The organism is Silanimonas algicola, from assembly GCF_054777375.1.
Genome location: NZ_BAAHAS010000002.1, coordinates 574,353 through 598,088, shown reverse-complemented (window position 1 = coordinate 598,088; position 23,736 = coordinate 574,353). Strand labels below are relative to the sequence as shown.

Below are 23,736 nucleotides of genomic sequence, written 5' to 3'. Positions count from 1 at the left end.
TCGCCTTGCGCCGCGCCTTGGTCGTCCTTGCGCTGCTGCTTGCCGGCGGCGCCCTCGCGCTTCACCCGAAGGACTTCCAGAGCCCCGAGGAAGAGGCACGTTACCGCTCGCTGGCCAAGGAGTTGCGCTGCGTGATGTGCCAGAACCAGTCGCTGGCCGATTCGCCCGCCGGCGTGGCCGACGACATGCGCCGCCAAGTCCTGGCCCTGATCCGCGAGGGCAGGAGCGATGCCGAGATCACCGCGTTCTTCAAGGCACGATACGGCGACTTCATCCTCTACCGCCCCGAAGTGACGCCGGTGACGTGGGCGCTGTGGTTCGGCCCGGCGCTGCTGCTGCTGGTCGGCGCCGGCGTGGTGGTGTCGATCGTCCGCCGCCAGAAGACCGATGCCCCGGCCGCACCGCCGGCCGAAGACCGCCAGGAATGGTGACCTGCTGATGCTCGCTTTCGTCCTGGGCGCCATCGCGCTCGTCGCCCTCGCCCTCGTCTTCGTGCTGCCGGCGCTCTGGAACGGCGCTCGTCGAACCGCCGTCGTCCTCCTGGTTTCCTTGCCGGTCTGCGCGGCGGCCCTGTATGCAGGCTTCGGCACGCCCGACGCCCTCGACCCTGCGAATCGCACCGTGCCGGCGTCGATCGAAGAAGCCGTGGCCCAGCTTGAACGACGCCTCGCGCGCGAGCCGGAAAGCCTCGAGGGCTGGGTGCTGCTCGGCCGCACGCGCAAGAACCAGGGCCACGAGGCGGCCTCCGAGGGCGACGCCGACGCCGCCCTCGCGCACTTCGCCCGTGCGGCGGAGGCCTTCCGCAAGGCGCGCGCGCTGGCGCCAGACGAGGCGGACCTGCTCGTCGAGACCGCCGAGGCGATCTCCCTGGCCGACGTCGGGCGCGCCTTTGGCCCTGAGGGCACGGCGCTGCTCGACGAGGTACTCGCGACCGCGCCGAACCACCAGCGCGCCCTCTGGTTCCGCGGCATCGCGGCACTGCAGGCGGGCGACGCGACGGGGGCGGTGGCCCGCTGGGAGGCTCTGCTGCCGATGGTCGATGCGGCGACGGCGCAAGCCCTCGTCGAGCAGATCCGGAGCGCGCGGGACGCGGCCGGCCTGCCGCCGATGGACCCCGCCCTCGCCGCGACGATCGCCCCGTCGTCCAACGCCCCACGGGGGGAAGCGCCCGTGCCCGGCACGGCCGGCACCCTCACCGTGACGATCAGCGCCGACGCCGATGCGCTGGCAGCGCTGCCGCCGGAAGCGGTGCTGTTCGTCTTCGCCCGTGACGCCGCTTCCGCCGGCCCGCCGGTGGCGGCCCGCCGCGTACCCGCCGCGCGACTTCCGCTCACCATCACGCTCAGCGACGCCGACCGCCTGATGCCCACCGCCACGCTTTCAGCCACGCCGCGCGTCGAAGTGTCGGCCCGGTTCGCCCGCTCCGGTTCGGTGCAACCCGAGGCCGGCGACCTTGTCGCCGCACCGGTCGTCGTCGAGCTTGCCGGGGCACCGCCGATCGCGCTGGCACTGACCACCGCCGGAGCGCCTGGCGACGCCGCGCCGGAACCCAATCCCGCGCGCTGAGCGAGGTGGCCGTCATCCATCCTCCGAATCGAATGACCGAATTCATTCCGCCCGGAACGCGCTTCATCGCGCTTCCGTCACCGTTTCCGATGAGGCGGGGCGGCGCGCTGGTCGGTGCCCGACTCGCATTCGAGACGTGGGGGACGCTCAGCGCCACGCGCGATAACGCCGTCCTGATCCTGCCTGGCCTTTCGCCGAACGCCCATGCCGCCAGCAGCGTCGACGACGCCACGGAAGGCTGGTGGGAGGGCATGCTGGGGCCCGGAAAGGCCATCGACACGAATCGCTGGTTCGTGATCTGCGTGAACCCCTTGGGCAGTTGCAAGGGCTCGACCGGTGCCGCGTCGCCGCACCCGGGCGATGGCGAGCCCTACCGGCTGCGCTTCCCGGACCTCAGCATCGAGGACGGCGCCGATGCCGCTGCGCACCTCGTGCGTGCCTTGGGCATCGATCGCCTGGACACCGTCATCGGCAACTCGATGGGTGGCATGAGCGCTCTCGCCTTGCTGCTGCGCCATCCCGGTATCGCCCGCCGCCACATCAACATCAGCGGCAGCGCGCGATCCCTGCCCTTCTCGATCGCGATCCGCTCGCTGCAGCGCGAGGCCATCCGCCTCGACCCGCGCTGGGCGGACGGCGGGTACTCCGAGACGAGCTACCCCGAAAGCGGCATGCGCATGGCGCGCAAGCTCGGCGTGGTCACCTACCGCTCTGCCATGGAATGGGACGGCCGGTTCGGCCGGGTGAAGTTCGACGCCGAGTGTCGCGAGGACGACCCGTTCGGGCCGGAATTCGAGGTGGAGCGCTACCTCGAAGGCCACGCGCGCCGCTTCGTGCGCCAGTTCGACCCGAACGCCTACCTCTACCTGTCGCGCTCGATGGACTGGTTCGACGCCGCCGATTACGCGCCGGGCGCCTCCCGCGGCGACGGCGTCGACGAGGACGCGAAGGTCTTGGCGGCGCTCGCCACCGTGTCCCTCGAGAAGGCGTTGGCCATCGGCGTGCATACGGACATCCTTTTCCCCCTGCAGCAGCAGGAGCAGATCGCCGAGGGCCTTCGGGCCGGTGGCGTCGACAGCCGCTTCCTTCCCCTGCCCTCGCCGCAGGGCCACGACGCCTTCCTCGTCGACATCGCTCGCTTCGGCCCCGCGGTGCGCGAGTTTCTCGAGGCCTGAGCCGCTATACTGGAGTGGCCCTGCCGGGCTGGCGGAATCGGTAGACGCAGCGGACTCAAAATCCGCCGCCCTCAAAAGCGTGTGGGTTCGAGTCCCACGCCCGGCACCAAGCCTCGTCCCGAACCCCGCCTCGTGCGGGGTTCGTCGTTTTCGCCGTCGGAAGCCGCTAGTCTTCCCGGCGTGCACAGGAACGCCGAATCCCCGCCCCTCGCCATCGCAGGAACCTTCGCTGACGCCGCGGCGCTGGCGCTGGGGTTGACCACCTCGACCGGCGTGATGATCGCGTTCTTCGACCGCATGCAGCGGATCGGATGGGTGAACGAACGCTTCGCGGAGTGGTTCGGCGTCGCACCCGGGGCATTGGTCGGCCGGACGCTGCACGATGTCTACGGCGCGCAGGCTTTTGCCGCGGCGAAGCCGCGCCTGCTGGCCGCACTCGGCGGGGAGCACATCCGCTACGAGCGCCTGCTGGAGAAGCCCGGCAGCACGCCGCGCTGGATCTCGATCTCGCTGCATCCCCACCGCGGCCCGGAGGGCGATGTCCTCGGCGTCTTCGCCTGTTCCATCGAGGTGGATGAACTGCGGCGAACGCGCGACGCACTCGACCTCTCCCTGCAGGAAACAGCGATCTACCTCGAGAACTCGCCGCTGGCCGTCATCGAATGGGACCGCGACGGACGCATCCGCCGCTGGGCCGGACAGGCCGAAAGGGTGTTCGGTCGTCGATCGACGGCGGTGATGGGCCGCACCGCCGCAGAGATCGGCCTCGACCACCTGGACTGGGCCGGCGCGATGACCGAGGCCCTCGACGCACTGCGCGAGGGCCGTTCGACACGCAACCAGGTGCGCTGCCGCAGCCTGCATGCGTCGGGCCAGGTGATCGACTGCGAGTGGTTCCACTCCGCCTTCGTCGACCGCCAAGGGATGACCCGCGGCATCCTCTCGCTGGTGGAGGACATCACGGCGCGCGCGGCGGCCGAAGCGCAGCTCCGCCACGCGGCCGTCCACGATGGGCTGACCGGATGCCACAACCGCCGGCATCTCGTGCACCGGATCGAACTCGCGATCGCCCAAGCGCAGCGGCAAGGCGGCACGGTGGCCCTGCTGTTCCTCGACCTCGACCGTTTCAAGCCGGTGAACGATCGCTATGGCCACGCCGTCGGCGACGCGTTGTTGAAGGCCGTGGCGGGCCGGCTGCGCAGCGGCGCCCGCGACGCGGACTGCATTGCGCGGATCGGCGGCGATGAGTTCGCCATCCTGCTGGCACCCTCGTCGGCGGCCGCGCTAGCGACGACCGTGGGTGATCGGGTCGCCCGGCACCTCGCGGAACCCTTCCACGTCCACGACCAGACCGTGTCGATCGGCGTCAGCGTCGGCATCGCGCGCTTCCCGGACGACGGCAGGACCGCGGACGAACTGCTCCGCCACGCCGACGAGCGCATGTACGACGGGAAACGGCGACGCTGAACCGCGCCTCAGCGCGGCTTGGCGGCCAGGCCGGCCAGGGCCGCCTCCAGGAGCGAAGGCGGGTCGAGGCGTGCGTCCAGACGAATCAGGCCGGCCTCGTCGTTCGGTGGCTCGAAACGCGCCGCCACGGCGTGGACCAGCGCGGGCTGGCGATCGGGTGGCGACTCGTGGCGATCGCCGGCAAGGCGACGCGCTGCCACCTCGGGCGGCAGGTCCAGCCACAGCACGATGAACGGTACCGCCATCGCCGCCGCCAATTCGCGGAGTTCGCCGCGCTCGGCGCGCGTCGCGAGCGTGGCCCCGTCGACGATCACGGTGGCGCCGGCGCGCAGCAGAAGGCCCACGTCGAGGCGGACGATTTCGAACGCCGCGCGTTTCGCGGCGCGATCGCCCCAATCGGGGAACTCGGCCATGCGAATCGTGTCGCGCGACACGATCTCGGCATGCAGGCGGGCCTGGAGGCGCTTCGCGAGCGTGGACTTTCCGGCACCGGGCAATCCGGCGAGCGCGATCAGCATGGCATGTCGATGGGGTCCATGGTCGGTCGAACCATAGCCTCTCGGCACGGGCGACGGTGAGGTCGCCCGAGGGTCTTGGCCACCCGAGCGTCGGGGGGCATCGCCTCAGTCCGCGGCGAGGAATCGACGCAGGCCGGCGTCGTACTCCGGGAACACCTGCACGTTGCTGTGCTGTGCCTGCTCGATGTGGAGCACTTCTGCCGGGCGTGGCATCGCCGCGGCGAGGGCCCGCGCATGAGCCGGTGGTGTGACGTCGTCCTGGCCCGCGATGACCACCAGGGTGGGCATCGACAGCGCGGGCGCACGGCGCCAGCTCTCGAAGGGGTCCTTGAGCATCCAGGCGAGCGGCAGCCATGGGTAGTGCGCCTGACCCACGCGCAACACACTGTCGAAGGGGGTCACCAGGGCGAGGCGACGCACGGGGCGTGCGGCGGCCACGTGCACGGCGACCCCCGTCCCCAGGCTGCGGCCGAAGACGTCGACGGTCGCGTGGGAGCGCGCCACGTGGTCGAACAACGCGATGCCGTCGGCGGCCAACGCGGCTTCGCTGGGCTCGCCGGTGCTGTGGCCGTACCCGCGATAGGAAACGAGATAGACCGTGTGGCCCGGCGCCCAGGTCGCAACATCGTCACGACTCAGCGAGATGTCCTCGCCATTGCCACCAAAATACAGCAGGGCCCGCGACTGGCCGGGGTTCACCACCCAGCCTCGCAGCGTCGCGCCGACGACCGCGAACTCGAATTCCGGCGCCAACGGCGGGTTGCGCGTCAGCTGGGGATAGAACAGCAGGCTGCGCTGCTTGCCGTACATCAGCGCCACCAAGGCCGCGTATAGGCCAGCCGCGACGCCGACGAAGAGGAGTAGCGTGCGCCACCCGCTCATGGACGCACCGATTCGACGGATTCCACGGAGCCTCCGCTGAGCAGCACGCGGGCGAGCAAGCGCGAATCGTCGCGCTCGAACCACCATTCCTCGCGCGGCCTCGGCTGCACGCGGGCTTGCCCGAGGCCATCGCGGAGAATCTGCCCGGCGAAGGTGCTGCGGCGGCGCAATGGCACACCACAGCGCAGTACGAGCTCGCCCTCGCTGAGGCCGCGTTGAAGTGCGCCGGCATTGCAGCGCCCCCCGATGCGCGACTGGCCGTAGCCCAGCGTCTCCTCGGCCTCCAGCATGCCATCGACGAACCGCAGCCGGACCACGAGCCGGCTGGGGCCGAAGTTGTAGTACCAGTCTTCGATGCGACGTTCGAGGCGCCGCTCGATCGGCCCGCCCTCGCCTTGGATGAGCCACTCACCCCGTGGCGCACGCCAATACGGCTCACCGCAGCGCGAGAGCACCTGCGCGTCGAGCATGCCGCGATCGACGAGCCGCGATCCGCAGCGCAGCGCGTTGGCCGGCGTCGCCGCCAAGAGTGCCGCGGCGCCGAGCAGCACGAGCAGCGGCACGCGGCGCGACGACATCAGCCGCGACAGCCGTTCAGGCTGAGGCGCTGCCCGGGACGCAGCGCGTAGGGTGAGCGCAGGCCATTCGCGCGGGCCACGGTCTGCGCGCTGCAGCCGTGCCGGCGCGCGATGCCGCTCAACGTGTCGCCGCGACGCACGGTGTAGCGCGAACCCGTGGCCGAAGCAGTCACGGACGAGCGCGGCGCCGGCCCGACCTCGGGCTTGCGCGCATTCACGAGGGCCAGCGCCTGTTCGGCCCGCGGGCCGCTCACGCAGCCGGCGTCGTAGAGCGTCATCACCGCCACGGGTACGCGCAGCTCGGTGCCGGCGGGCAGCACCGTTTCAGGCAACCAGCGCGGGTTGAGGTTGCGCAACGCACGGAAGTAGCCGTAGCGCGATTCGCCGTTGCCGATGCAGATCGTGAGCTGGTTGATCGACGCGGGCTGCTTCAGCGCGAGCACGGTCGCGGCGCCGTTCACCGACGGGAATTCGAGGCCGTACTCCTCGGGGTGCAGGAACAGCCAGGCGGCCGAAAGGATGTAGGGCACGTAGTCGCGGGTTTCCTTCGGCAGCGCGTTGTAGACCGCCGGGTCCCAGAAGGACTTGCCCGGGTTCTGCCGCGCCAGCCGGCCCACGCGGCCCTCGCCGCCGTTGTAGGCCGCCAGCGCGAGCTCGAGGTTGTGCCCGAGCTCGGCGAAGCGCTCGTTGAGGTACTGGGTGCTGGCGCGCGAAGCGAGTTGCGGCTCGAAGCGCGTGTCGTAGCCGTCCTGCCAACCGAGCCCGAAACGCCGCCCCGTCGCCGGCATGAACTGCATCAGCCCCGCCGCACCCGCGGGGGAAATCGCATGCACGCGGCCGCCGGACTCGCGGGCCATGATCGCGAACAGCAGCGCTTCCGGCAGGCCTGCGCGCTCGTACTCCGGCCACATCAGGAAGCGCAGGTACTGGTACTGCTCGTGGGCGTTGATGAGCTGCGGGCGCAGCGCGGTGAGCCATTCCGCCATCGCGGCGCGCACGGCTTCGTTCTGCACGATCAGCTCGCGCAGGTCGCGGCCGTTGAGCTGGTTCAGCGTGTCGGCGGCGTTCGGGAACGCCTCGATGACCGGCGAGCTCTCGGACGGATTCGCGGCCGTCGCGTCGGCCGGAGCCCGTTCGGCCTCGTCACCCCCCTCGCCCGCCACGCTCGTGCCGGCGCCGAGCAGGGCATCGAAGCGCGACACGAGTCGATCCGCCTCGCAGCCTTCGATGCGCCGGCAGCGCTCCAGCAGGTCGAACATGCGATCCATCGCGCGCTGCGCCGCGCGCTTGCCCGGGCGACGCTCGCCGCCCGCGGCCTGCGCCACGCCATCGCGATAGGCCTTCGCCGCCGACTCGAAATCCGCGTAAAGCGACTCCTGCTCCCCCTCCGTACCGGGATCCGCCGACGACGGCGCCGCCATCGCGGCGGGGCCACAGGCCAAGGCCACCACCGCCAACGCGGACGGAAGCCCCGGGAAACAACGCAGGAAACGACGCATGGACACTCGCTGGGACGCATGAAAACAAGGCCGCCAGCCTACCGGCGCCCCGTGCCCTGCTCAACCGGAATCCGATCGCGGAGCGACGCCGGCTACACTCGATCCGCCCCTCTGCGGAACGAACCCGTGACGACGCCAACCTCCGACGCGCTCCTGCTCGGCCATGCCGAAGACCGCCCCATCACCTTGCCGCTGAAGTTCGGCAATCGCCACGGCCTCATCGCTGGCGCGACGGGAACAGGCAAGACCGTCTCGGTGCTTCGCCTCGTCGAAGGCTTCAGCAAGGCCGGCGTGCCGGTGGTGATCGCGGACGTGAAGGGCGATGTCGCGGGGCTCGGCATGGCCGGCGCGATGAACCCGAAGCTGCAGGCCCGCCTGGACGCCATGAAGCTCGCGGATTTCAGCTTCGCGGCGCTGCCCGTCGCCTTCTGGGACGTGTTCGGCGTGAACGGCCACCCGCTGCGCACGACCGTGAGCGAGATCGGGCCCACCCTGCTCTCGAGGATCCTCCAGCTCTCCGATGCGCAGTCCGGCGTGCTCGACATCGCCTTCGCGCTCGCCGACGCCGAGGGCCTGCTGCTGCTCGACATGGACGACCTTCGCGCCCTGCTCGGTTTCATCGGTGGGAACCGCGAGGCCGTCTCGAAGACCTATGGCCTCGTCTCGTCGCAAAGCCTCGCCGCGCTGCAGCGTGCGCTGCTCAAGTTCGAGCAGGAAGGCGCGCGCAGCCTGCTCGGCGAGCCGGCCCTGCAGCTCGGCGACCTGATGCGCACGGCACCCGACGGCCGCGGCACCGTGAACGTGATCGCCGCCGAGACGCTCGTCTTGAAGCCGCGCCTGTACGCGAGCTTCCTGCTGTGGCTGCTGTCCGAGCTGTTCGAAACCCTCCCCGAGGTCGGCGACCTCGACAAGCCAAAACTCGTGTTCGTGTTCGACGAAGCCCACCTGCTGTTCGCCGACTGCCCGCCTTCGCTGCAGCAGCGCATCGAGCAAGTCGTGCGCCTGATCCGCTCGAAGGGCGTGGGCGTGTACTTCTGCACGCAGAGCCCGTCGGACATCCCGGACGTGGTGTTGGCCCAGCTGGGCCATCGCATCCAGCACGCGCTGCGCGCCTTCACCCCGCGCGACCAGAGAGCCGTGCGCGTCGCGGCCGAGACTTTCGTGCCCAATCCGGCCCTCGACACGGCCCGTGCGATCTCCGAGCTGGGCGTCGGCGAAGCGCTGGTCTCGACCCTGCAGGGTGGCGGCCGGCCCTCGATGGTCGAGCGCACCGTGATGGCGCCGCCCGGCTGCCGGCTCGGGGCGATCAGCGCGGAAGAACGCGCGGCGCTGCGGACGCAGAGTGGCCTCGCCGGCAAATACGACCTCCCGCTGGATCGCGATTCGGCGGCGGAAATGCTCGAACGGCGGGCCGCCCAGGCCGAGGCGCCCCGCGGGAGTCCGCCACCGGGCGCGTCGACGCCGCCCACGCGCGGCGAAGCGCCCGAAGCGAAGCCAACGAACCGTCTCAACGAGTTCCTTTGGGGCACCGGGCGACGCCAAGGCGCCGTCGAAACGATGGCCAAATCGGCGGCGCGCACGGTCGGCAGCCAGCTCGGGCGATCGCTGCTGCGTGGCGTGCTCGGGGGCTTCCTGGGCGGACGTCGATGAACCCCGACTGGCGCTCCCGCGGGCAGGTGCACGACCGCGGCATCGCCGACCAGCCGCCGTACTGGCGCGATGCCGTCCACGTCGCCCGCTACCCTTGGCTGGGCAGCAACGGCATGGTCATCGGCGTCCTGTCGATGATCGCCAGCGTGCAGATCGTGCCGGTGATCGGTGCGTTCGCGACGCTGTTCCTGCTCCTCGCGATTCCGAAACACGCGATGGAGGTGCTGCGGGAGTCCGCCCATGGCCATCGCGAACCGCCGCGGTTCGGCCTCGATGTCGGCGACCGCGCCGTGTTCGCCTTCCTTGCGCTCCTGCTGCTCTTCGCCGTGGTGCATCTCGCCCTGTCGATCTTCGCCCCCGGGGCTTGGCCGGCCGCGTGGCGGCTGCTGATGGCGACCGTGCTGCCCCTGATCGCGATGTCGCTCGCCATCGACGAGCACGTCGGCCGCGCCATCAACCCGCTCTTCTGGGGCGAAGTGCTGGCCCGCATCGGCCTGCCCTACCTCGGCGCCATCGCCCTGGTCTGGCTCGGGCTGGGCGTCGGCCTCCGCGGCGCCGGCTGGCTGGACCGCGTGCTGCCACCGTTCTTCGGTGCCATGGTCTCCACCGCCATCGCCCTGTGGGTGCTTTTCATGGCCGCACACGTGTGCGGGCGGCTGGTTTTCCAGTATCGCGACGCCTTGGGCTTCGCAGCCACCGGCCCCGAGGAGCCGCAGAAGCTCCGATTCAGCCGCGACCATCGCCTCGAGGATCGCGTCACCGCGTTCCTCGCCGCAGGCCAGGCCGCCGAAGCGCGGACGGCACTCGAAGAGGAACTCCGCGAGCGGGCGGTGTCGGCGCCGCTGCATCGCCAGTACCGGCAGCTGCTTCGCGACGCTCGCGACACGCCAATGCTCGTCCTGCATGGAAGGCAGTGGCTGCACCAGAAGGTCGTCGAAGGCGATGCCCGTGGCGCGCTCTCGCTCGTCCAGGAATGCCTGGACCTTGACCCCTCCTTCACGCCGCTCGACCCCGCCGACTGGCCCCCCGTCATCGACGCGGCCGAACGCGCCGGGCTCCAACGCCTCGCGGAAGCCGCCCGCAGCGCACAGTCGTCACGCCCTCCGGCACAATCGGGGCCTTCCTCCTGAAACCTTCCCCGATGTCCGCTTCCGACGCCCTTCCCGCCGCGGCGCCGCGCACCGCCGTCGACCGCTTCCTCGCCATCGTCGAGCGTGCCGGCAACCTGTTGCCGCATCCGGCCACGCTGTTCTTCCTGCTCACCGTCCTCGTGGTGATCGCCAGTGCGATCGCCGCGCAGTTCGACCTGAGCGTCGCGCATCCGAAGACCGGCGAGGCGGTGCTGCCCGTCAACCTCCTCAGCGTCGAGGGCCTGCAGCGGATCATGGGCGGCCTGGTCACCAATTTCACCGGCTTCGCCCCCTTGGGCACCGTACTGGTGGCCCTGATCGGCATCGGCGTGGCCGAGCACAGCGGCTTCATCGGCGCCTGCCTGCGCATCGTGGTGCTGAACGCCCCTCGTTTCCTTCTCACGCCCATCGTCGTGCTCGCGGGCGTGATGTCGAACATGGCCAGCGAGATCGGCTACGTGCTGCTGGTGCCGCTCGCCGGTCTCCTCTACATCGCCGCCGGCCGCCACCCGATCCTCGGCATCGCCGCGGCCTTCGCCGGTGTCTCCGGCGGGTACTCGGCGAACCTTCTTCCGGGCACCATCGACCCCCTGCTGTCCGGCCTCTCCACGGAAGCCGCGCGCATCGTCGACCCCGACTACAACGTGTCCGTGCTGGCGAACTGGTGGTTCATGGCCGTCTCCACGCCGATCATCACCCTGCTCGGCTGGTTCGTCACCGAGAAGATCGTGGCGCGGCGCTTCCCCGATGGGGCGTACGGCAAAGGCGACGAGACGATCGAGCCCTTGTCGGATGACGAGAAGCGCGGACTCGCCTATGCCGGCGTGGCCACCGTCGTTCTGGCCGGCCTCGTGGCGCTGGCCACCGTACCCGCCGACGGCGCGCTGCGCCTCGCCGGGGAGCCCGACCTGCTGAAGGCGCTCGCGCCCTTCCTCAACGGCATCGTCGCCCTGATCTTCGTGGCCGGCGCCCTCATCGGCATCGCCTACGGCGTCGGCGCCGGCACCATCAAGAGCGACGCCGACGTCATCAAGGGCATGTCGGCCTCGATGGGCACGCTGGCGAGCTACCTCGTGCTGGTGTTCTTCGCCGCCCAGTTCGTCGCCCTGTTCAATTGGACCCAGCTGGGCCTGATCTTCGCGGTCGAGGGCGCGGAGCTGCTCAAGGCACTGGGCTTGCCGAAGATCCCGCTGCTGATCGGCTTCATCCTGCTCACCGCCACGGTGAACCTCGCCATGGGCTCGGCCTCGGCGAAGTGGGCCCTGATGGCCCCGGTCTTCGTGCCGATGTTCATGCTGCTCGGCTACTCGCCCGAGGTGACGCAGACGGCCTACCGCGTGGGCGATTCGGTCACCAACATCATCTCGCCGATGATGAGCTACTTCGCGCTGATCATCGCCTTCCTGCAGCGCTACGAGCCCAAGGCCGGCATCGGCACCGTGGTCGCGACGATGATCCCCTACTCGATCACCTTCCTGATCGGCTGGTCGGCCCTGTTCGCGCTGTGGATCTTCATGGGCTGGCCGCTGGGCCCGGGCGCCGCGCTCACCTACACGCCGGCGGGCTGAGCCCCGCCCCACGCATCGACCGATGCCGCGCTGGCGCGCACCGCAGGGGCCCTCGACCGCGCTGATCACGCGCGAGGGTTTCGAACGACTGAAGGCCGAGCTCGACGAGCTGTGGCGGGTCCGGCGGCCGGAGGTGGTCAAGGCCCTCGCCGCCGCCGCCGCGGAGGGCGACCGCTCGGAGAACGCCGAGTACACCTACCGCAAGAAGCAGCTCGGCGAGATCGACCGCCGCGTGCGCTACCTGTCGAAGCGGATCGAAGTCCTGAAGGTCGTCGAAGGCCGCCCGGCCGATCCGCAGGCCGTGTTTTTCGGGGCCTGGCTCACCGTCGAGCGCGAGGACACGGGCGCGGAAAGCACCTATCGCATCGTCGGCCCGGACGAGATCGATGCAGCCAAGGGCTGGATCAGCATCGATTCCCCGCTGGCACGGGCCGCGCTCAAGAAGCGCATCGACGACGAGTTCGAGGCCGCGCTGCCAGCGGGCCCCGCACGCTTCATCGTCGTCGACGTGCGCTACGCGCCCTGATCAATACACCTCGCGCTCGTGGATGGCGCGGCGATCCCCTTGGAAGACGCCAAAGCCGATGCGCGCCGTGGGCGCGGTCTCGCCCGACCCGCGCCAGTTGAACTGCAGCCACGACGGCACCGTGGGCGTGAGGTCGAGGACGCCGACATTCCCCACCCCGGGCGCCCGCAGCCAAAGCCTGTAATCGCCAGCCACCGGCGTCACCGTGTAGCGGCGGTCGACCGGGCCCGCGACACTGCAGCCCTGGCCGCTGGCCCCGGGGCTGCCACTGTCATGGACGCAGGTTTCCGACGGGAGCAGGCTGTCGCCGCCGTTGGCATCCAGCAGGGGGTCGAGGCTCACGCCACTGCAGGCATCGGCGATGTTGGCGACGAATGTCGTGCCATTGAAGAACTCCGCGCGCATCGGCACCCGCAGGTCGATCACCTCCGGGCCGAACGCGTTGGTCACCGCGATGCGGCCCCAGCGCTGCTCGCTGCCGGTGATGCCATCCACCGTGAGCGGGTCGCAACCATCCAACGCCGCGGTATCGAAGCACACGCCGTCGCTGTCGGTCAGGTCGGCGGCACTGAAGGTCAAGGAGGCCCGGGCTTCGAAGGGGTCCTCCGGCACGGCCGGCTTGGCATAGGTGAGGCGATCGCCACTGACCGTGGCGGCGCCCTCGCCATCGAACTGCGCGAGGCTGGAGGCCGTCTGCCCGCTGACGATGGCATTGCCACCATCCGTCGTCCGCGACAGCGTCGCGAGAGTGGCGCCTGCGCCCACCGTGCTCGCATAGCTGCGATTGGCCAGCGCCCCGCCGAATCGCCAGAACGCATTGGCTGCACCGCCGGCGTCGACGTAGTTCCCGGTGACGTTGCCCAACGCGTTGAGCGCTCGAACGGTCAGCACCGGGTCGGTGCCGAAGCCAAAGGCCTGCCCCACGTAACCGAAGCTCCCCGCCGCGCAGGCGTTGGCGAAGGCCGGCACGTTCGACGTCACGCTCAGGCGCGCCGGCCGGAATCGCCCCACGCGTTCGACAGCCGTCCCCACCACGTTGGCCGCGCTGGCTGGCGAGAAATCGAGGTACGCCCCATCCCGGAGCTCCGGCGTCAGCGTGATCACGCCGACTTCGTCCCACCGCCATTGCCCGCTGGCCGACCCATTGCTGAAGTCACCGAAGCCCGTGCCCAGCGTGGACACGGGGCTCGGATTCCGGCCCCCCAGTGGCGCCTGTAGCGTCGACCGCAGCGTCAACCGCTCCGGCGAGGCCTCGCGACCGAAATTGGGGGTGGCCACGCCCGAGGCATTCAAGGCCTGCACGGAGACGTTGAACGGCACGCCGGCCACGCCGAAGACCCCGCGCGTGGCGTCGCCCGGGAGGGCCGGATTGGCATCGTGTCCAGCGATACTGAGCTGGAACCGCGCCGGCTTGGCGACGAAGCGGTCACTCCCCGTCACGACCAGGCCCGCATCGCCGGTGGCGGCGGCACCGGCGTAACGCGCGCTCAGTCGCACCGCGCCCGCGTCGGGGTAACGGAGCGTGGTCGTCGCCCGGCCATTGGCATCGAAGGCCAGGGTCACCGGGCTACCCGGCGAAGCACTGCCCAACGTCACCCCGGCGAGGGTCGTCGATCGCGTGCCGGTGGCCGGATCGTTGTAGTTGGCCCAGAAACCGACGTTGCGGGTCACGTTGGCGAACAGTGGCGTGCAGGCCGTGTCGCGGGGATTGGGAGGACCCGGCGTCGAGCGTCGAAGCGCCCGCACGCTGACGGCCTGCACGACGTCGGCGACATGGTCCGGGACATCGATGGCGAAACCGACGTCCGAGACCGCGGACTGGCAGGCCGTCGTGGTGTTGATCGTCCCCTGTCCGTTCCGGCAGCTGGTGACGAGTGCCGGCACCGGGGAAACGGCGCTGACCGCCAAGGCCACCGACTGCGGATCGCCCGCGTCCGTGGTGGTGGGCAGGAGCAGAGACACCGACGTGCTCGTCTGTCCCACCGGGATGCTGAAGCCGACGCTGTTGCCGCCCGCCGACAGCGTGCCGGTGGCGCCCGCATTCGATGGCGACGAGCAGTCCGCGTTGGCGCAGGCGCGGATGGTGATGGTTTCGGCCGCGCACGAGTGCGCCTCGCCGTCGTGCTCGATGCGATAGCGCGACACGGCGCTGGCGCAGTTGCGGCCGATCGTCCGGTCGTTGTTGACCTGCGTCGCGTTCAGCTCGTAGTTGTAGAGCTTCACTTCGTCGATGCGACCGCGGAACGCGCGCTCGCTGATCAGCGCGCAGGCGGCGCTGGTGCCGACGTCGCCCCCGATGTAGAAGTCGCAGCCATTGGCATCCAGCGTGCCCTCCCACGCGCGGGTCGCCGTATCCAGAACACCGTTGATGTAGATGCGCTGGCGCGCCGAACCCGCGACCGAGCGGAACGTGATCGCGACATGCGTCCACCGGTTCAGCGGGATCACCGCGTTCGACGTTAGCTCGCGCACCCCGCCGCCCCACCACCAGTTGAGCCGTCCGGCGGAGTTCAGGTGGAACTCGTAGTTCCTGTCGTTCGAGAGCACCGACATCAGTTGCCCGGCGGCGGGCAACGCGGTCGGATAGATCCAGGCCGATGCGGAGAACTCCTGCGTGTAGTCGAACTGCGCGCTGGCCGGCACCTGCAGCACCGCGCGCCCGTCGAACTGCGCCGCGTTGCAGAATTGGCCACTGACCGCAGGCTCCTGCCCGTGGATCGTGGGGTCCGGCAGCACGAAATTCGCCGTCGTCGTCGTACCGATCGTCCGCCGGAAGCCATGCAGGCCGGTGCCACCGCTGTCGAACACTTCGCCGGCCGTGCCATTCAGGGAGCCCGCCGCGCCATCGAGGCGGTAGTGGGTGTTCGCCGGCGCCAGTGCCGGGCGCAGCGCCAGTGCGACCGTGCGGCCGGCCGCCGCGACGATGCCCGTGTCGTCCGCGGTGGCCGTGCGCGTTCCCGTCGGGCCAGCGGCCCCACGCGGTTCCACCGTGAGGGTCAACGCGACGCCGGCGGACGCCGGACGAACCGACGTCGACGTGACGTCGATCGCCTCGATCATGCCGGCGGGCGGCTGCCAGTCGTCGGTCGCGCCCGGCATCGCGAAGGCGCCGACCAGCACGGTGCCGCGCACCGTCGTCGTGATCGACGGCGCCGCGTGGGCGAACGACGCCGGGGTCAGCGCGGCGTTGGAGCGGTCGACCGGCGTGGCGGTATCCACGCCGATGAAGGCGACGATGCCGCCCGCGGCACCGCTGTGCGCCCCGCCGCCGAACGTGAACGTGTAGTTGGTGACGGTGGCATCACCCGCGGGGACGACGCGCGTGAACACGGCGAGCCGGGCGTTGGAACCGGTGTTCTCGCTCGACACCAGCGTCCAGCCGGCCGGGGTGGCGATCGTGCGGGTTCCCGGAACCACCGTGATGCCGGCCACCAGCACGTCATTGGTGTTGGTGCCGGCGGGCTTCGGGATCACCAGGTTGCCCGAGGCCACCCCGGCTTGGGCGGTCGAACGGGTGGAGATCTGCGCAAGGCCCGGCAAGGCCAGCAGGGCGAGCAACAGGACGAGGAGACGAAGGCAAGCGTTCATTCGGCCACCGTGGCGCGCACGCGCCGGGAGATGAAGGTGTTCGACGCGAAACGGCCACGCTCCGCCACCGCGGTCAGCGTGTAGATGCGATACGTGTCCGGCGCCTCGTCGACGGTCTGGGGGCTGCAGGCGAGCGTCACGACAAAGCCTTCGAAATCGATGCTGGCCGGCACCGCGTCGCACCCCCCGGCCAAGGCGCGGGCAACCGCCACATCGACCCCGCTCTGGGCCGCGAACAACGCGCGGCTGGCGTCCAGGGCCTGCACGGTGCTTCGGTTGCGCGCGTTCAGCGTGAGCACCGCGGCGAGCAGCACCAGCAATGCGATGGCGATGACGAACACCGCGGCAACCAGGCTGAAGCCCTGCTGGTGCTTGGACGACATCATGGCAAGTTCGGAAGATGCACGGACTTGAGCAGGCTCACCGACTCGCCCTCGCGAGTGAGCGCCAGCGAGAGCGCGGCGAGCCCCTGGCGGCTGGCATTGCCGGCATCGAAGCGGAAGTTGCAAAAGCTGACGCCCTCCGCCAGCAGCGAGGAGGCGCCGGGCGGTGCGACGACCATGGCGGTCCCAGGCGCGAAACCGGCATGGCGGCGCAGCTCGCCGTCGTCCGTGCAGCGGTACTGCACGGCCTCGTCGACCAGGTAGACGCGCTGCGCTGGCGATGGGAAGGGGAACTGGAACGGCGCCGAGAGGACGATCCGGTCGGCGGTACTGCCGGCACCCAGCACGGCGCGGTTGTCGCCGGCCCAGGCGTTCGCCTGGGTTCCCTCGGCGGTGAGGTTGTAGACCACCACCGACTGCCCCGGCGTCGGCACGGCCGGCAGCGAGGCGAGCAGGTCGAAGGAGGCGTCGGCGGTCGTGAAATCAAGGACGTCGCCCGCCCCCTCGGACGTCGGGGTGGCCCGCGGCCGCGCGCGATACCGGCCCGCCATCGGGGCGATCAACATCTCGATGGCCCGGCCGTCCGCGCTGGTGCGGATGCTGTTCGGCAAGGCGAGGCGGAGGTCGCGGCTGATCCTCACCATCGCCTGGTCGGCGGCGTCGGCGAGGCGCGCACGCCGCTGCACGTCGGCACTGGCGTCGATGGGCTGGCGGATCAGGGCCACGGAAACCGTCGCGAGGATGGCGACCAACACGATCACGACGACCAGTTCGATCAGGCTGAACCCGGTGGCATGGCGCGATGGCATGTCAGTACTGCGCCTTCAGCGCCGCGAGGCGCACGTCGAAATCCCCGTCGAGATGGGTCACGCTGACCTCGACGCGCCGGGTCGTGGCGCCGCCGACGGTCGCCGCGTCGCCGATGGCCATGGTCACCCGGTAGCGCGACAGGCCGGCGATGGCGCCACCGGCGGAATCGGTGGGCGAGGCCGCCGTGTCGAGGCAGGCGTAGTCGCCGATGTCGTCCCAGAGGTCGCGGCTGGCCGCGCAATTCACCGGGTCGCCCTCGGGATCGGCATAGGCCTTGAGCATCGCTTCCTCGAGGTAGCCCTCCGCGATGTAGAGGGCCTGCGTTTGCAGGATCGGGGCGGCGCTGCCACCGCCCAGGGTCGCCACCAGGCGCGCGATCGCCGCGAACGCCACGCCGAGGATGACCAGCGTGACCACCAGTTCGAGCAGGGTGAACCCGCGTTCGCGCTCAGCGCACATGGCCGGTGTCCGCCTCGACGACGATGCTCCGGCCTCCGACGATGGCGGTGCCGCCGTTCGGGCTCGGGAGGCCCTGCGCGTCGAAGGTGATGACGAGCCCTTGGCTGACCGTGACGCCCGCGGTCGCCGTGCCGGCGAATGGGCCGCTGCCGCCGGGGCTCGCCACGTCGAGCGTGAATGCCCCGCTGCGGCCGCACCGGGTGTCGGTGCCGTCGGCGCGGCGCCGGACCGCGAAGCCCTGCGTGGCGCTGCTCACCTCGACCTGGATCTCGCACCCGCTCGCCACCGCAAGGCGCTGCGCGTAGCGCAGCGCCGTGGCGACCTGTTCGGCGAAAGCCACGCTGCGGAAGCTGCCCTCACTGATGCGCGGAAGCACCACCACGGCCAGGACGCCGAGGATCACGACGACGATGACCAGTTCGAGCAGGGTGAACCCACGATGGCGGCGGAGGTGGGGCACGTGGCGAGGCATTCCTTCAATGACCCCGGAACGACAGGGGGCGGCAGGTCACCCTGCCGCCCCCGTGCACGGACGCGATCAGCCGGGGGCGCAGCGCAGTCAGGTGCCCGCGCGGACGGCGGTGAAGTTGACCGTCTCGTTGGTCGCCCGCTGGGTGAGCGTGCAGGTCGCGGTATCGCCATTGTTGGCACCCACCGCGGCCGCGGTCACCGAGTAGGGCCTCGGCGCGGCGCCGATGGTCGCATCGCCGTTCGACAGCACCGAGGCGGCGTCGTCGCAATCGTCCACCCGGCGGCACTGCGAGCCGGCCGCGGTCGTCGAATGGTTGTTGACCGCGCACTCGGCGTAGTTGATGTTCATCGCCGACGTGATCGCCGAGGCCGTCGCCGTGCGCGCCGAGCGCTGCGCGTCGTCCTCGAGGTTGACGAAGCGCGGCACCGCGATGGCGGCCAGCACGCCGAGCAGCACGATGACGATGACGAGTTCGATCAGGGTGAAGCCGCTCTGGTTCTTCATGTCTTGACTCCGATCCTCAGCAGCCGGTGATGTTGCGGGCGATCGTCGGTGCCGTGCCCGCGGCGTTGGCCGAAGCATACGTCACGGCGCAGGTCGGGATACCGTCCAAGGTGATGGTCAGCGTCGAGGTCCCCGTGGCGCCGGTCTGGACACCGCCGCCCGTGAAGTTGTAGCGCGCCGAGAGGTTGTCGAACAGCAGGGTGATGTCACCGCTCGTCGCCTGCGGGTAGCCGAAACGCGTCTGGACCAGACCACCCGGGCCCGGACCATCGACATCGACCGAGTCGGCCGGCAGGTCCGACTCGCCGATCGCCGCCGACTTGGCGTAGATCACGTTGCTGCCGGAGCGGACCGAGTTGAACAGGGAGTCGACCACGGCGATGCGGGCCTCGCGCTGCAGCGAAATGAAGCGCGGGATCGCCAGCGCGGCGAGGATGCCGAGGACGACGATGACGATGACGAGCTCGAGGAGGGTGAAACCGGACTGACGGCGCATGGACGGAAACCTGTCGTGGTGGAGGGGGAGGACTCGGCTTAGGCGCTTCGTCACAAATTCAGTATACGCCCTTGATTTGCATGGAAGAATCGCGCGCGCCGTGAATTGCTGTAAATGGCCGATCGCGTTGCCAAGGGCTCAGGAGCGCGGTGCTGGGCCCGGCACGGGGACCAGAAGCAAATCCCGGGCCAAGCCTGGCGTCGAACTATCGACGCCATCCCGAAGCAGTTCGACGCGCCACCGCCGGTCGCCCCCCTCCAGCCACGTCACCCGATACACCAGCTCGCCGCGCGCGGCATCGAACGTCCAGCGCTCTTCCGCCCAGGACGGCAAGGCCCCCCCGGGAACCGCCTCCGCGGGCAGGGCGGACAGCCGGTCCTGCGCCCAGCGGCGCGGGTCGCTCCCGGCGCGACGCTCGAGGCCCGCGACCCCCTCCTCCACCACCACCCGCTTCCCCTCCAGCCAGACGAGGTTCTCGAGGTTCTGCTCCGCGAGACCCAAGGCCATGCGCTCGCCCTCCGCGAGGACGTCGCGCCCGGCGCGAAACAGCAGGGTCGAGAGCACCACCACGATCAGCAGGGTCACGGCGCGGTTCACCTGCCGCAGCCAGCCCGCGTTGGTGGTGGCGAGGGCGGGCTGTCGGGAGGGCGTCACGACCCCCCCCTCACTGGCGCGCCAGCTTCACGAGGTCCCACATCGGCAGCAGCACGCCCAGGGCGAGGATGAAGACGATGCCGGCCACGATCACGGTGAGGATCGGCTGGAGCAGGTCGTTGAGGTTGCGCACGTCGTAGTCGACCTCGCGCTCGTAGAAATCCGCCACTTCGACCAGCATCTCGTCGATCTGTCCGGTCTCCTCGCCCACGGTGAGCATCTGCAGGACGAGGGGCGTGAAGCACTGTTGCGTCGAGGCCGCGCGGGTCAGGCCCTCGCCGCGCTCGATGGCCCCGCGCATGCCCAGCAGTTGCCGGCCGATGACATCGTTCTCCACGGCCAGCGACACGACAGTTAGCGCTTGCAGCACCGGCACGCCGGAGCGCGTCGCCATCGCGAAGGCGCGCGCGAAGCGGGCCAACGTGGCGCGCTGGACGATGGTGCCGATGATCGGCATCTTCAGGAGCAACGCATGCCAGCGGTACCGGCCCTGCTCGGTCTGGACGTAATGGCGGAGCCACCAGGCGCTCCCGAGCATGCCGCCGAGCACCAGCCACCACCAGGCGGCGAAGAAATTCGACGTGCCGATGATGATCCGGGTGGGCAGCGGCAACTCGACGTTGAAGGCGCCATAGAGTTTCGCGAACTCCGGGATCACGAAGCTCATGATCACGAACACCGCGAGCGCCACGAACACCAGCACGATCACCGGGTAGCGGACGGCGGTCTTCACCTGCTCCACCACCTTCTGCTCGCGTTCGAGGTGCTGGTTGAGCCTGAGGAAGGCCTCGTCGATGCGGCCGCTTTCCTCGCCGACCCGCACGATCGCCGTGAGCAGCGGGCCGAACACCTTCGGATGGCGCGACATGGCGGTCGCCATGTCACGGCCGGCCTCGAGTTCCTCCACCATCGCCAGCAGCGTCTTTCCCAGCATCGCGTTTCGCGACGTCGTCGACAGGCGACGGAGGGCCTGGGTGATGGGCACGCCCGCGCGCGACAGCGCGTACATCTGCCGCGTGAACAGGATCAGGTCGACGCGACCCGGCGCGTTGAATCCGAGCGACGCCATGAACTGCTCGCCGATCGCCGCCTGCTGGGTGGCCTCGACGATCTCCAGCGGCACGAGGCCGGCGCTGCCGAGTTGGCGGGCCACGGCCTCGCTCGAAAGCCCCTCGACCGAGCCGCTGACGGCCCGGCCCTGGGCGTCGCGTGCCTTGTACTGGAAGCTGGGCATGCGTCAGTGCGCTCCGTCGGGCGCGATCTCGCCGCCGACGCGTTTGGCTTCCTCGAGCGTGGATACGCCGTCGAGCGCATAGTCCAACGCGGCATCGGCGAGCGGGCGGTACAGCGGCGCCTTCGTCGCGGCTTCGACGAAATCATGCTGGCGCCCGAGCCGCAGGGCGTTGAGCATTTCGAGCGTCGGCTCGAGGTACTCGTACACGCCGACACGCCCCCGGTAGCCCGAGCCATTGCAATGCTGGCAGCCACGCCCACGGCGCAAGCCTTGGGTCGAGGCGCCCGGGCGGATGGCCGCGAGCCATGCCAGGTCGTTGGCATCCGGCAGGTGGCGTTCGCCGCAGCTGTCGCAGACGCGGCGGACGAGGCGCTGCGCGATGATCACCCGCAGCGAGGCGGCGAGCAGGTAGCCCGGAGCCCCCATGTCGAGCAGGCGGTCGGCGGTGCCGACGGCGTCGTTGGTGTGCAGGGTCGACAGGACGAGGTGGCCGGTCATCGCGGCGCGCAGGCCGATTTCGGCGGTTTCCTGGTCGCGCATCTCGCCGACCAGGATGATGTCCGGGTCCTGGCGCAGCGCGGAACGCAGCACAGCGGCGAAATCGAGGCCGATCTTGGCGTTCACCTGCACCTGGCTGATGCGCGGCAGCCGGTACTCCACCGGATCTTCGACGGTGATGATTTTCTTCTCGGGCCGGTTGAGGGTGTTCAAGGCCGCGTACAGCGAAGTCGTCTTGCCCGAGCCGGTGGGGCCGGTGACGAGGATGATGCCGCTCGGCGAATGCAGGACGTTGCGGAAGCGCGCCAGCATCGGCGCCGGCATGCCGAGGTGGTCGAGGTCGAGCATCGCGCCGCTCTGGTCGAGCAGTCGCATCACCACCGACTCGCCATGCTGGACCGGCATCGTCGAAACGCGGACATCGATGGCCTTGCCGCGGACGCTGATCTGGAAGCGCCCGTCCTGGGGCAGGCGCTTCTCGGAAATATTCAAACCGGCCATCAGTTTCAGGCGCAGCACCAGGGCCGAGGCGATCTGCCGCTCGCGGATGATCTGCTCGTTGAGCACACCGTCGACGCGCTGGCGCAAGCGCAGGCAGTCGGTGTCCGGCTCGATGTGGATGTCGGAAGCGCCGGCCTGCACCGCATCGACGAACAGCGACTGCAGCAGCTTGACCACCGGCGCGTCGGCCGTGTCCTCGCCGAGGCCGAGCTGGGACACGTCGAGCGCCGCGTCGTTGCTCACCTCCTCGGAGAGCTCCTGCGCGAGCGAGCTGATTTCCTCGGTGCGACGGTAAACGGTGTCGAAGGTCCGCAGCACCTCGTCTTCGCGCACCAGCGCGAGGCGGATCTCCTTGCCTCCCAGCACCCGTGCCAGCTCGTCGTAGGCGAACAGGTCGGTGGGATCGGCCATGCCAACCACGTACCCGCCCGGCTCCTCCTTCAGGACGATGCTGCGGAAGCGCCGGGCCAGGGTCTCGGGGAGCCGGCGCACCAGCGCGGGGTCGAAGCGGTAGCTGCGCAGGTCGACCAATGGGATGGCCAACTGCCTCGACAGCAGTTGCAGCATGTCGTTCTCGCTGACCATGCCGAGGTCGATCAGCGTGCGGCCGAGCTTGGAACCGAGTTTGCGCTGCTCGGACAGCGCATGCTGAAGCTGTTCCGCGGTGATGAGGCCGTTCTCGACCAGCAGGTCGCCGATGCGGATTTTCTTCACGGCGGCACTGGGTAGCGTGGACATGGTCACCTCGATGGTTCGCCGGCGGAGAGGGCCTCGACCCGCTCGCCAAGATAGTCTGTCAAAGCCGGGTCGAGCGGACCGCGGCGCTGCGCTTCGCGGAAGGCCTCGAGCGCCTCGGGGCCGCGACCGGCAGCGTCGAGCGAAATACCGAGGCCAGCCCACCATGCCGCGACGTCCGGCTCCTGCCGCAGGGCCCGCCGGTACAAGGGCTCGGCGTCGGCATGGCGGCCAAGGGCCTGCAATGCGGCCGCCTCCAGCGCGTCCCGCGCCGCGCCGTGCCCGGGCAGGGTCGCCAGGGCCGCCAGCGCTTCATCGGCGCGCCCCTCCGCCAACGCGTCGCGGACCACGTCGAGCGGATCGCCCTCGGGGGCGAGACGCTCGATGCTCGCCCTCGCGGGCGGGACCGGATCAGGAGCGGACGGCGCAGCCTCCGCGGCGCGCTGCATCGATGACGCCGAGTCCGCCATCGGTGACGAAGGGTTCGGGGGGGCCGCAGGAATGGGGCGCGTTGGCGGGGGCGTCGGGGTGGACGTGGGCGATGCCGGCGGCTCCGCAACCGCAGGCGTTGGCAGCGCGGGCGGCGGAGTGACGGGGCCTGGGACCGCCGGCCTCGGCACCAGCGCCGCGTCCGGCATCAGCGCGTCGACGGACGCCTCGGCCCGCCATCGGTCGGCCGCCACGAGCAGCGCTGCGGACGCCAGCGCCAAGCACAACCCCACGCCCCACCACCGCAGCAGAAGCCCTCGGCGCCCGTCACGACGCGTCGCAGGCGACCGTCCCACGGAGGCCATCGCCGCGCGGCGCGCGGCGCCGTCCCGCTGGCCTCGGGCATCGAGGTCG

General features: G+C 70.3%; 23 protein-coding genes and 1 tRNA gene. 9 read left to right on the top strand and 15 right to left on the bottom strand.

Annotated features, from left to right (window positions below; all coding sequences use genetic code 11):
* Window positions 1-5 precede the first annotated feature (5 nt).
* The 5 genes from ACYVAK_RS07990 (at window position 6) to ACYVAK_RS07970 (ending at window position 4,208) form a co-directional block, all read left to right on the top strand.
* Window positions 6-431: a cytochrome c-type biogenesis protein gene (locus tag ACYVAK_RS07990; protein WP_461060514.1), complete on the top strand. Its 426-nt coding sequence runs from the start codon at window positions 6-8 to the stop codon at window positions 429-431.
* Between the two features lie 7 nt (window positions 432-438).
* The gene (locus ACYVAK_RS07985; RefSeq protein WP_461059691.1) at window positions 439-1,566 is read left to right on the top strand and encodes a tetratricopeptide repeat protein; all 1,128 of its coding nucleotides are present in this window, start codon (window positions 439-441) and stop codon (window positions 1,564-1,566) included.
* Window positions 1,567-1,598: 32 nt separating this feature from the next.
* Window positions 1,599-2,741: a homoserine O-acetyltransferase MetX gene (gene metX / locus ACYVAK_RS07980; RefSeq protein WP_461059689.1), complete on the top strand. Its 1,143-nt coding sequence runs from the start codon at window positions 1,599-1,601 to the stop codon at window positions 2,739-2,741.
* A 22-nt stretch (window positions 2,742-2,763) separates the two neighbouring features.
* Window positions 2,764-2,850 (top strand) — tRNA-Leu (locus ACYVAK_RS07975).
* 71 nt (window positions 2,851-2,921) lie between these two features.
* Window positions 2,922-4,208 carry a diguanylate cyclase domain-containing protein gene (locus ACYVAK_RS07970; protein WP_461059687.1) on the top strand — a complete coding sequence of 429 codons (1,287 nt, stop codon included), beginning with the start codon at window positions 2,922-2,924 and terminating at the stop codon, window positions 4,206-4,208.
* Window positions 4,209-4,216: 8 nt separating this feature from the next.
* Here ACYVAK_RS07970 and ACYVAK_RS07965 read toward each other — a convergent pair whose 3' ends face one another.
* The 4 genes from ACYVAK_RS07965 to ACYVAK_RS07950 form a co-directional block, all read right to left on the bottom strand.
* Window positions 4,217-4,726 (bottom strand): AAA family ATPase, encoded by a 510-nt coding sequence (locus ACYVAK_RS07965; RefSeq protein ID WP_461059685.1) that lies wholly within the window; start codon window positions 4,724-4,726, stop codon window positions 4,217-4,219.
* A gap of 105 nt (window positions 4,727-4,831) precedes the next feature.
* On the bottom strand, window positions 4,832-5,608 hold the full coding sequence (locus tag ACYVAK_RS07960) for an alpha/beta hydrolase (RefSeq protein ID WP_461059683.1): 777 nt from the start codon (window positions 5,606-5,608) through the stop codon (window positions 4,832-4,834).
* The gene (locus ACYVAK_RS07955) at window positions 5,605-6,186 is read right to left on the bottom strand and encodes a DUF2845 domain-containing protein (RefSeq protein WP_461059681.1); all 582 of its coding nucleotides are present in this window, start codon (window positions 6,184-6,186) and stop codon (window positions 5,605-5,607) included. Before ACYVAK_RS07955 ends, ACYVAK_RS07960 begins: the two co-directional genes overlap by 4 nt.
* Complete coding sequence (locus ACYVAK_RS07950; RefSeq protein ID WP_461059679.1) at window positions 6,186-7,685, bottom strand: transglycosylase SLT domain-containing protein; 1,500 nt, start codon at window positions 7,683-7,685, stop codon at window positions 6,186-6,188. Before ACYVAK_RS07950 ends, ACYVAK_RS07955 begins: the two co-directional genes overlap by 1 nt.
* Window positions 7,686-7,811: 126 nt before the next feature.
* Between ACYVAK_RS07950 and ACYVAK_RS07945 the strand changes: the two genes are divergently transcribed.
* The 4 genes from ACYVAK_RS07945 to greB are packed head-to-tail and all read left to right on the top strand — an operon-like array spanning window position 7,812 to window position 12,559.
* Window positions 7,812-9,335: a helicase HerA-like domain-containing protein gene (locus ACYVAK_RS07945; RefSeq protein WP_461059677.1), complete on the top strand. Its 1,524-nt coding sequence runs from the start codon at window positions 7,812-7,814 to the stop codon at window positions 9,333-9,335.
* On the top strand, window positions 9,332-10,465 hold the full coding sequence (locus ACYVAK_RS07940) for a hypothetical protein (RefSeq protein ID WP_461059675.1): 1,134 nt from the start codon (window positions 9,332-9,334) through the stop codon (window positions 10,463-10,465). Before ACYVAK_RS07945 ends, ACYVAK_RS07940 begins: the two co-directional genes overlap by 4 nt.
* An 11-nt stretch (window positions 10,466-10,476) precedes the next feature.
* Window positions 10,477-12,033 carry an AbgT family transporter gene (locus ACYVAK_RS07935; RefSeq protein WP_461059673.1) on the top strand — a complete coding sequence of 519 codons (1,557 nt, stop codon included), beginning with the start codon at window positions 10,477-10,479 and terminating at the stop codon, window positions 12,031-12,033.
* A gap of 22 nt (window positions 12,034-12,055) precedes the next feature.
* Entirely contained in the window at window positions 12,056-12,559 is a 504-nt protein-coding gene (gene greB, locus ACYVAK_RS07930) for a transcription elongation factor GreB (protein WP_461059671.1), read from the top strand.
* Here the strand turns inward: greB and ACYVAK_RS07925 are convergent, their stop codons facing one another.
* The 11 genes from ACYVAK_RS07925 to ACYVAK_RS07875 all read right to left on the bottom strand — a co-directional run bounded on the left by ACYVAK_RS07925 (window position 12,560) and on the right by ACYVAK_RS07875 (window position 23,342).
* Entirely contained in the window at window positions 12,560-16,147 is a 3,588-nt protein-coding gene (locus tag ACYVAK_RS07925; RefSeq protein ID WP_461059669.1) for a DUF6701 domain-containing protein, read from the bottom strand.
* Window positions 16,144-16,533: a hypothetical protein gene (locus ACYVAK_RS07920; protein ID WP_461059667.1), complete on the bottom strand. Its 390-nt coding sequence runs from the start codon at window positions 16,531-16,533 to the stop codon at window positions 16,144-16,146. The genes ACYVAK_RS07925 and ACYVAK_RS07920 overlap by 4 nt, the downstream gene beginning before the upstream one ends.
* Complete coding sequence (locus tag ACYVAK_RS07915) at window positions 16,530-17,339, bottom strand: prepilin-type N-terminal cleavage/methylation domain-containing protein (RefSeq protein WP_461059665.1); 810 nt, start codon at window positions 17,337-17,339, stop codon at window positions 16,530-16,532. Before ACYVAK_RS07915 ends, ACYVAK_RS07920 begins: the two co-directional genes overlap by 4 nt.
* Window position 17,340: 1 nt before the next feature.
* Window positions 17,341-17,799, bottom strand: a complete 459-nt coding sequence (locus ACYVAK_RS07910) for a type IV pilus modification PilV family protein (protein ID WP_461059663.1) — start codon at window positions 17,797-17,799, stop codon at window positions 17,341-17,343.
* Window positions 17,789-18,259, bottom strand: a complete 471-nt coding sequence (locus tag ACYVAK_RS07905; RefSeq protein WP_461059661.1) for a GspH/FimT family pseudopilin — start codon at window positions 18,257-18,259, stop codon at window positions 17,789-17,791. Before ACYVAK_RS07905 ends, ACYVAK_RS07910 begins: the two co-directional genes overlap by 11 nt.
* A 99-nt stretch (window positions 18,260-18,358) precedes the next feature.
* Window positions 18,359-18,775: a prepilin-type N-terminal cleavage/methylation domain-containing protein gene (locus tag ACYVAK_RS07900; protein ID WP_461059659.1), complete on the bottom strand. Its 417-nt coding sequence runs from the start codon at window positions 18,773-18,775 to the stop codon at window positions 18,359-18,361.
* A 16-nt stretch (window positions 18,776-18,791) separates the two neighbouring features.
* A complete protein-coding gene (locus ACYVAK_RS07895) occupies window positions 18,792-19,271 on the bottom strand; it encodes a prepilin-type N-terminal cleavage/methylation domain-containing protein (protein ID WP_461059657.1) in 480 nt (159 codons plus the stop codon).
* Between the two features lie 138 nt (window positions 19,272-19,409).
* On the bottom strand, window positions 19,410-19,925 hold the full coding sequence (locus tag ACYVAK_RS07890; RefSeq protein WP_461059655.1) for a hypothetical protein: 516 nt from the start codon (window positions 19,923-19,925) through the stop codon (window positions 19,410-19,412).
* A 10-nt stretch (window positions 19,926-19,935) separates the two neighbouring features.
* Window positions 19,936-21,159, bottom strand: coding sequence for a type II secretion system F family protein (locus ACYVAK_RS07885; protein WP_461059653.1), 1,224 nt, complete (start codon window positions 21,157-21,159; stop codon window positions 19,936-19,938).
* A 3-nt stretch (window positions 21,160-21,162) separates the two neighbouring features.
* Window positions 21,163-22,896, bottom strand: coding sequence for a GspE/PulE family protein (locus ACYVAK_RS07880; RefSeq protein WP_461059651.1), 1,734 nt, complete (start codon window positions 22,894-22,896; stop codon window positions 21,163-21,165).
* Between the two features lie 2 nt (window positions 22,897-22,898).
* Window positions 22,899-23,342: a tetratricopeptide repeat protein gene (locus ACYVAK_RS07875; protein WP_461059649.1), complete on the bottom strand. Its 444-nt coding sequence runs from the start codon at window positions 23,340-23,342 to the stop codon at window positions 22,899-22,901.
* Between the last annotated feature and the right edge of the window lie 394 nt (window positions 23,343-23,736).

Coding starts and splice junctions, on each gene's coding strand:
- ACYVAK_RS07985 (WP_461059691.1), top strand. CDS start 439: ATGCTCGCTTTCGTCCTGGGCGCCATCGCGCTCGTCGCCCTCGCCCTC.
- metX (WP_461059689.1), top strand. CDS start 1,599: ATGACCGAATTCATTCCGCCCGGAACGCGCTTCATCGCGCTTCCGTCA.
- ACYVAK_RS07965 (WP_461059685.1), bottom strand. CDS start 4,726: ATGCTGATCGCGCTCGCCGGATTGCCCGGTGCCGGAAAGTCCACGCTC.
- ACYVAK_RS07960 (WP_461059683.1), bottom strand. CDS start 5,608: ATGAGCGGGTGGCGCACGCTACTCCTCTTCGTCGGCGTCGCGGCTGGC.
- ACYVAK_RS07955 (WP_461059681.1), bottom strand. CDS start 6,186: ATGTCGTCGCGCCGCGTGCCGCTGCTCGTGCTGCTCGGCGCCGCGGCA.
- ACYVAK_RS07950 (WP_461059679.1), bottom strand. CDS start 7,685: ATGCGTCGTTTCCTGCGTTGTTTCCCGGGGCTTCCGTCCGCGTTGGCG.
- ACYVAK_RS07940 (WP_461059675.1), top strand. CDS start 9,332: ATGAACCCCGACTGGCGCTCCCGCGGGCAGGTGCACGACCGCGGCATC.
- ACYVAK_RS07935 (WP_461059673.1), top strand. CDS start 10,477: ATGTCCGCTTCCGACGCCCTTCCCGCCGCGGCGCCGCGCACCGCCGTC.
- greB (WP_461059671.1), top strand. CDS start 12,056: ATGCCGCGCTGGCGCGCACCGCAGGGGCCCTCGACCGCGCTGATCACG.
- ACYVAK_RS07925 (WP_461059669.1), bottom strand. CDS start 16,147: ATGAACGCTTGCCTTCGTCTCCTCGTCCTGTTGCTCGCCCTGCTGGCC.
- ACYVAK_RS07920 (WP_461059667.1), bottom strand. CDS start 16,533: ATGATGTCGTCCAAGCACCAGCAGGGCTTCAGCCTGGTTGCCGCGGTG.
- ACYVAK_RS07915 (WP_461059665.1), bottom strand. CDS start 17,339: ATGCCATCGCGCCATGCCACCGGGTTCAGCCTGATCGAACTGGTCGTC.
- ACYVAK_RS07910 (WP_461059663.1), bottom strand. CDS start 17,799: ATGTGCGCTGAGCGCGAACGCGGGTTCACCCTGCTCGAACTGGTGGTC.
- ACYVAK_RS07900 (WP_461059659.1), bottom strand. CDS start 18,775: ATGAAGAACCAGAGCGGCTTCACCCTGATCGAACTCGTCATCGTCATC.
- ACYVAK_RS07895 (WP_461059657.1), bottom strand. CDS start 19,271: ATGCGCCGTCAGTCCGGTTTCACCCTCCTCGAGCTCGTCATCGTCATC.
- ACYVAK_RS07885 (WP_461059653.1), bottom strand. CDS start 21,159: ATGCCCAGCTTCCAGTACAAGGCACGCGACGCCCAGGGCCGGGCCGTC.
- ACYVAK_RS07880 (WP_461059651.1), bottom strand. CDS start 22,896: ATGTCCACGCTACCCAGTGCCGCCGTGAAGAAAATCCGCATCGGCGAC.
- ACYVAK_RS07875 (WP_461059649.1), bottom strand. CDS start 23,342: ATGCAGCGCGCCGCGGAGGCTGCGCCGTCCGCTCCTGATCCGGTCCCG.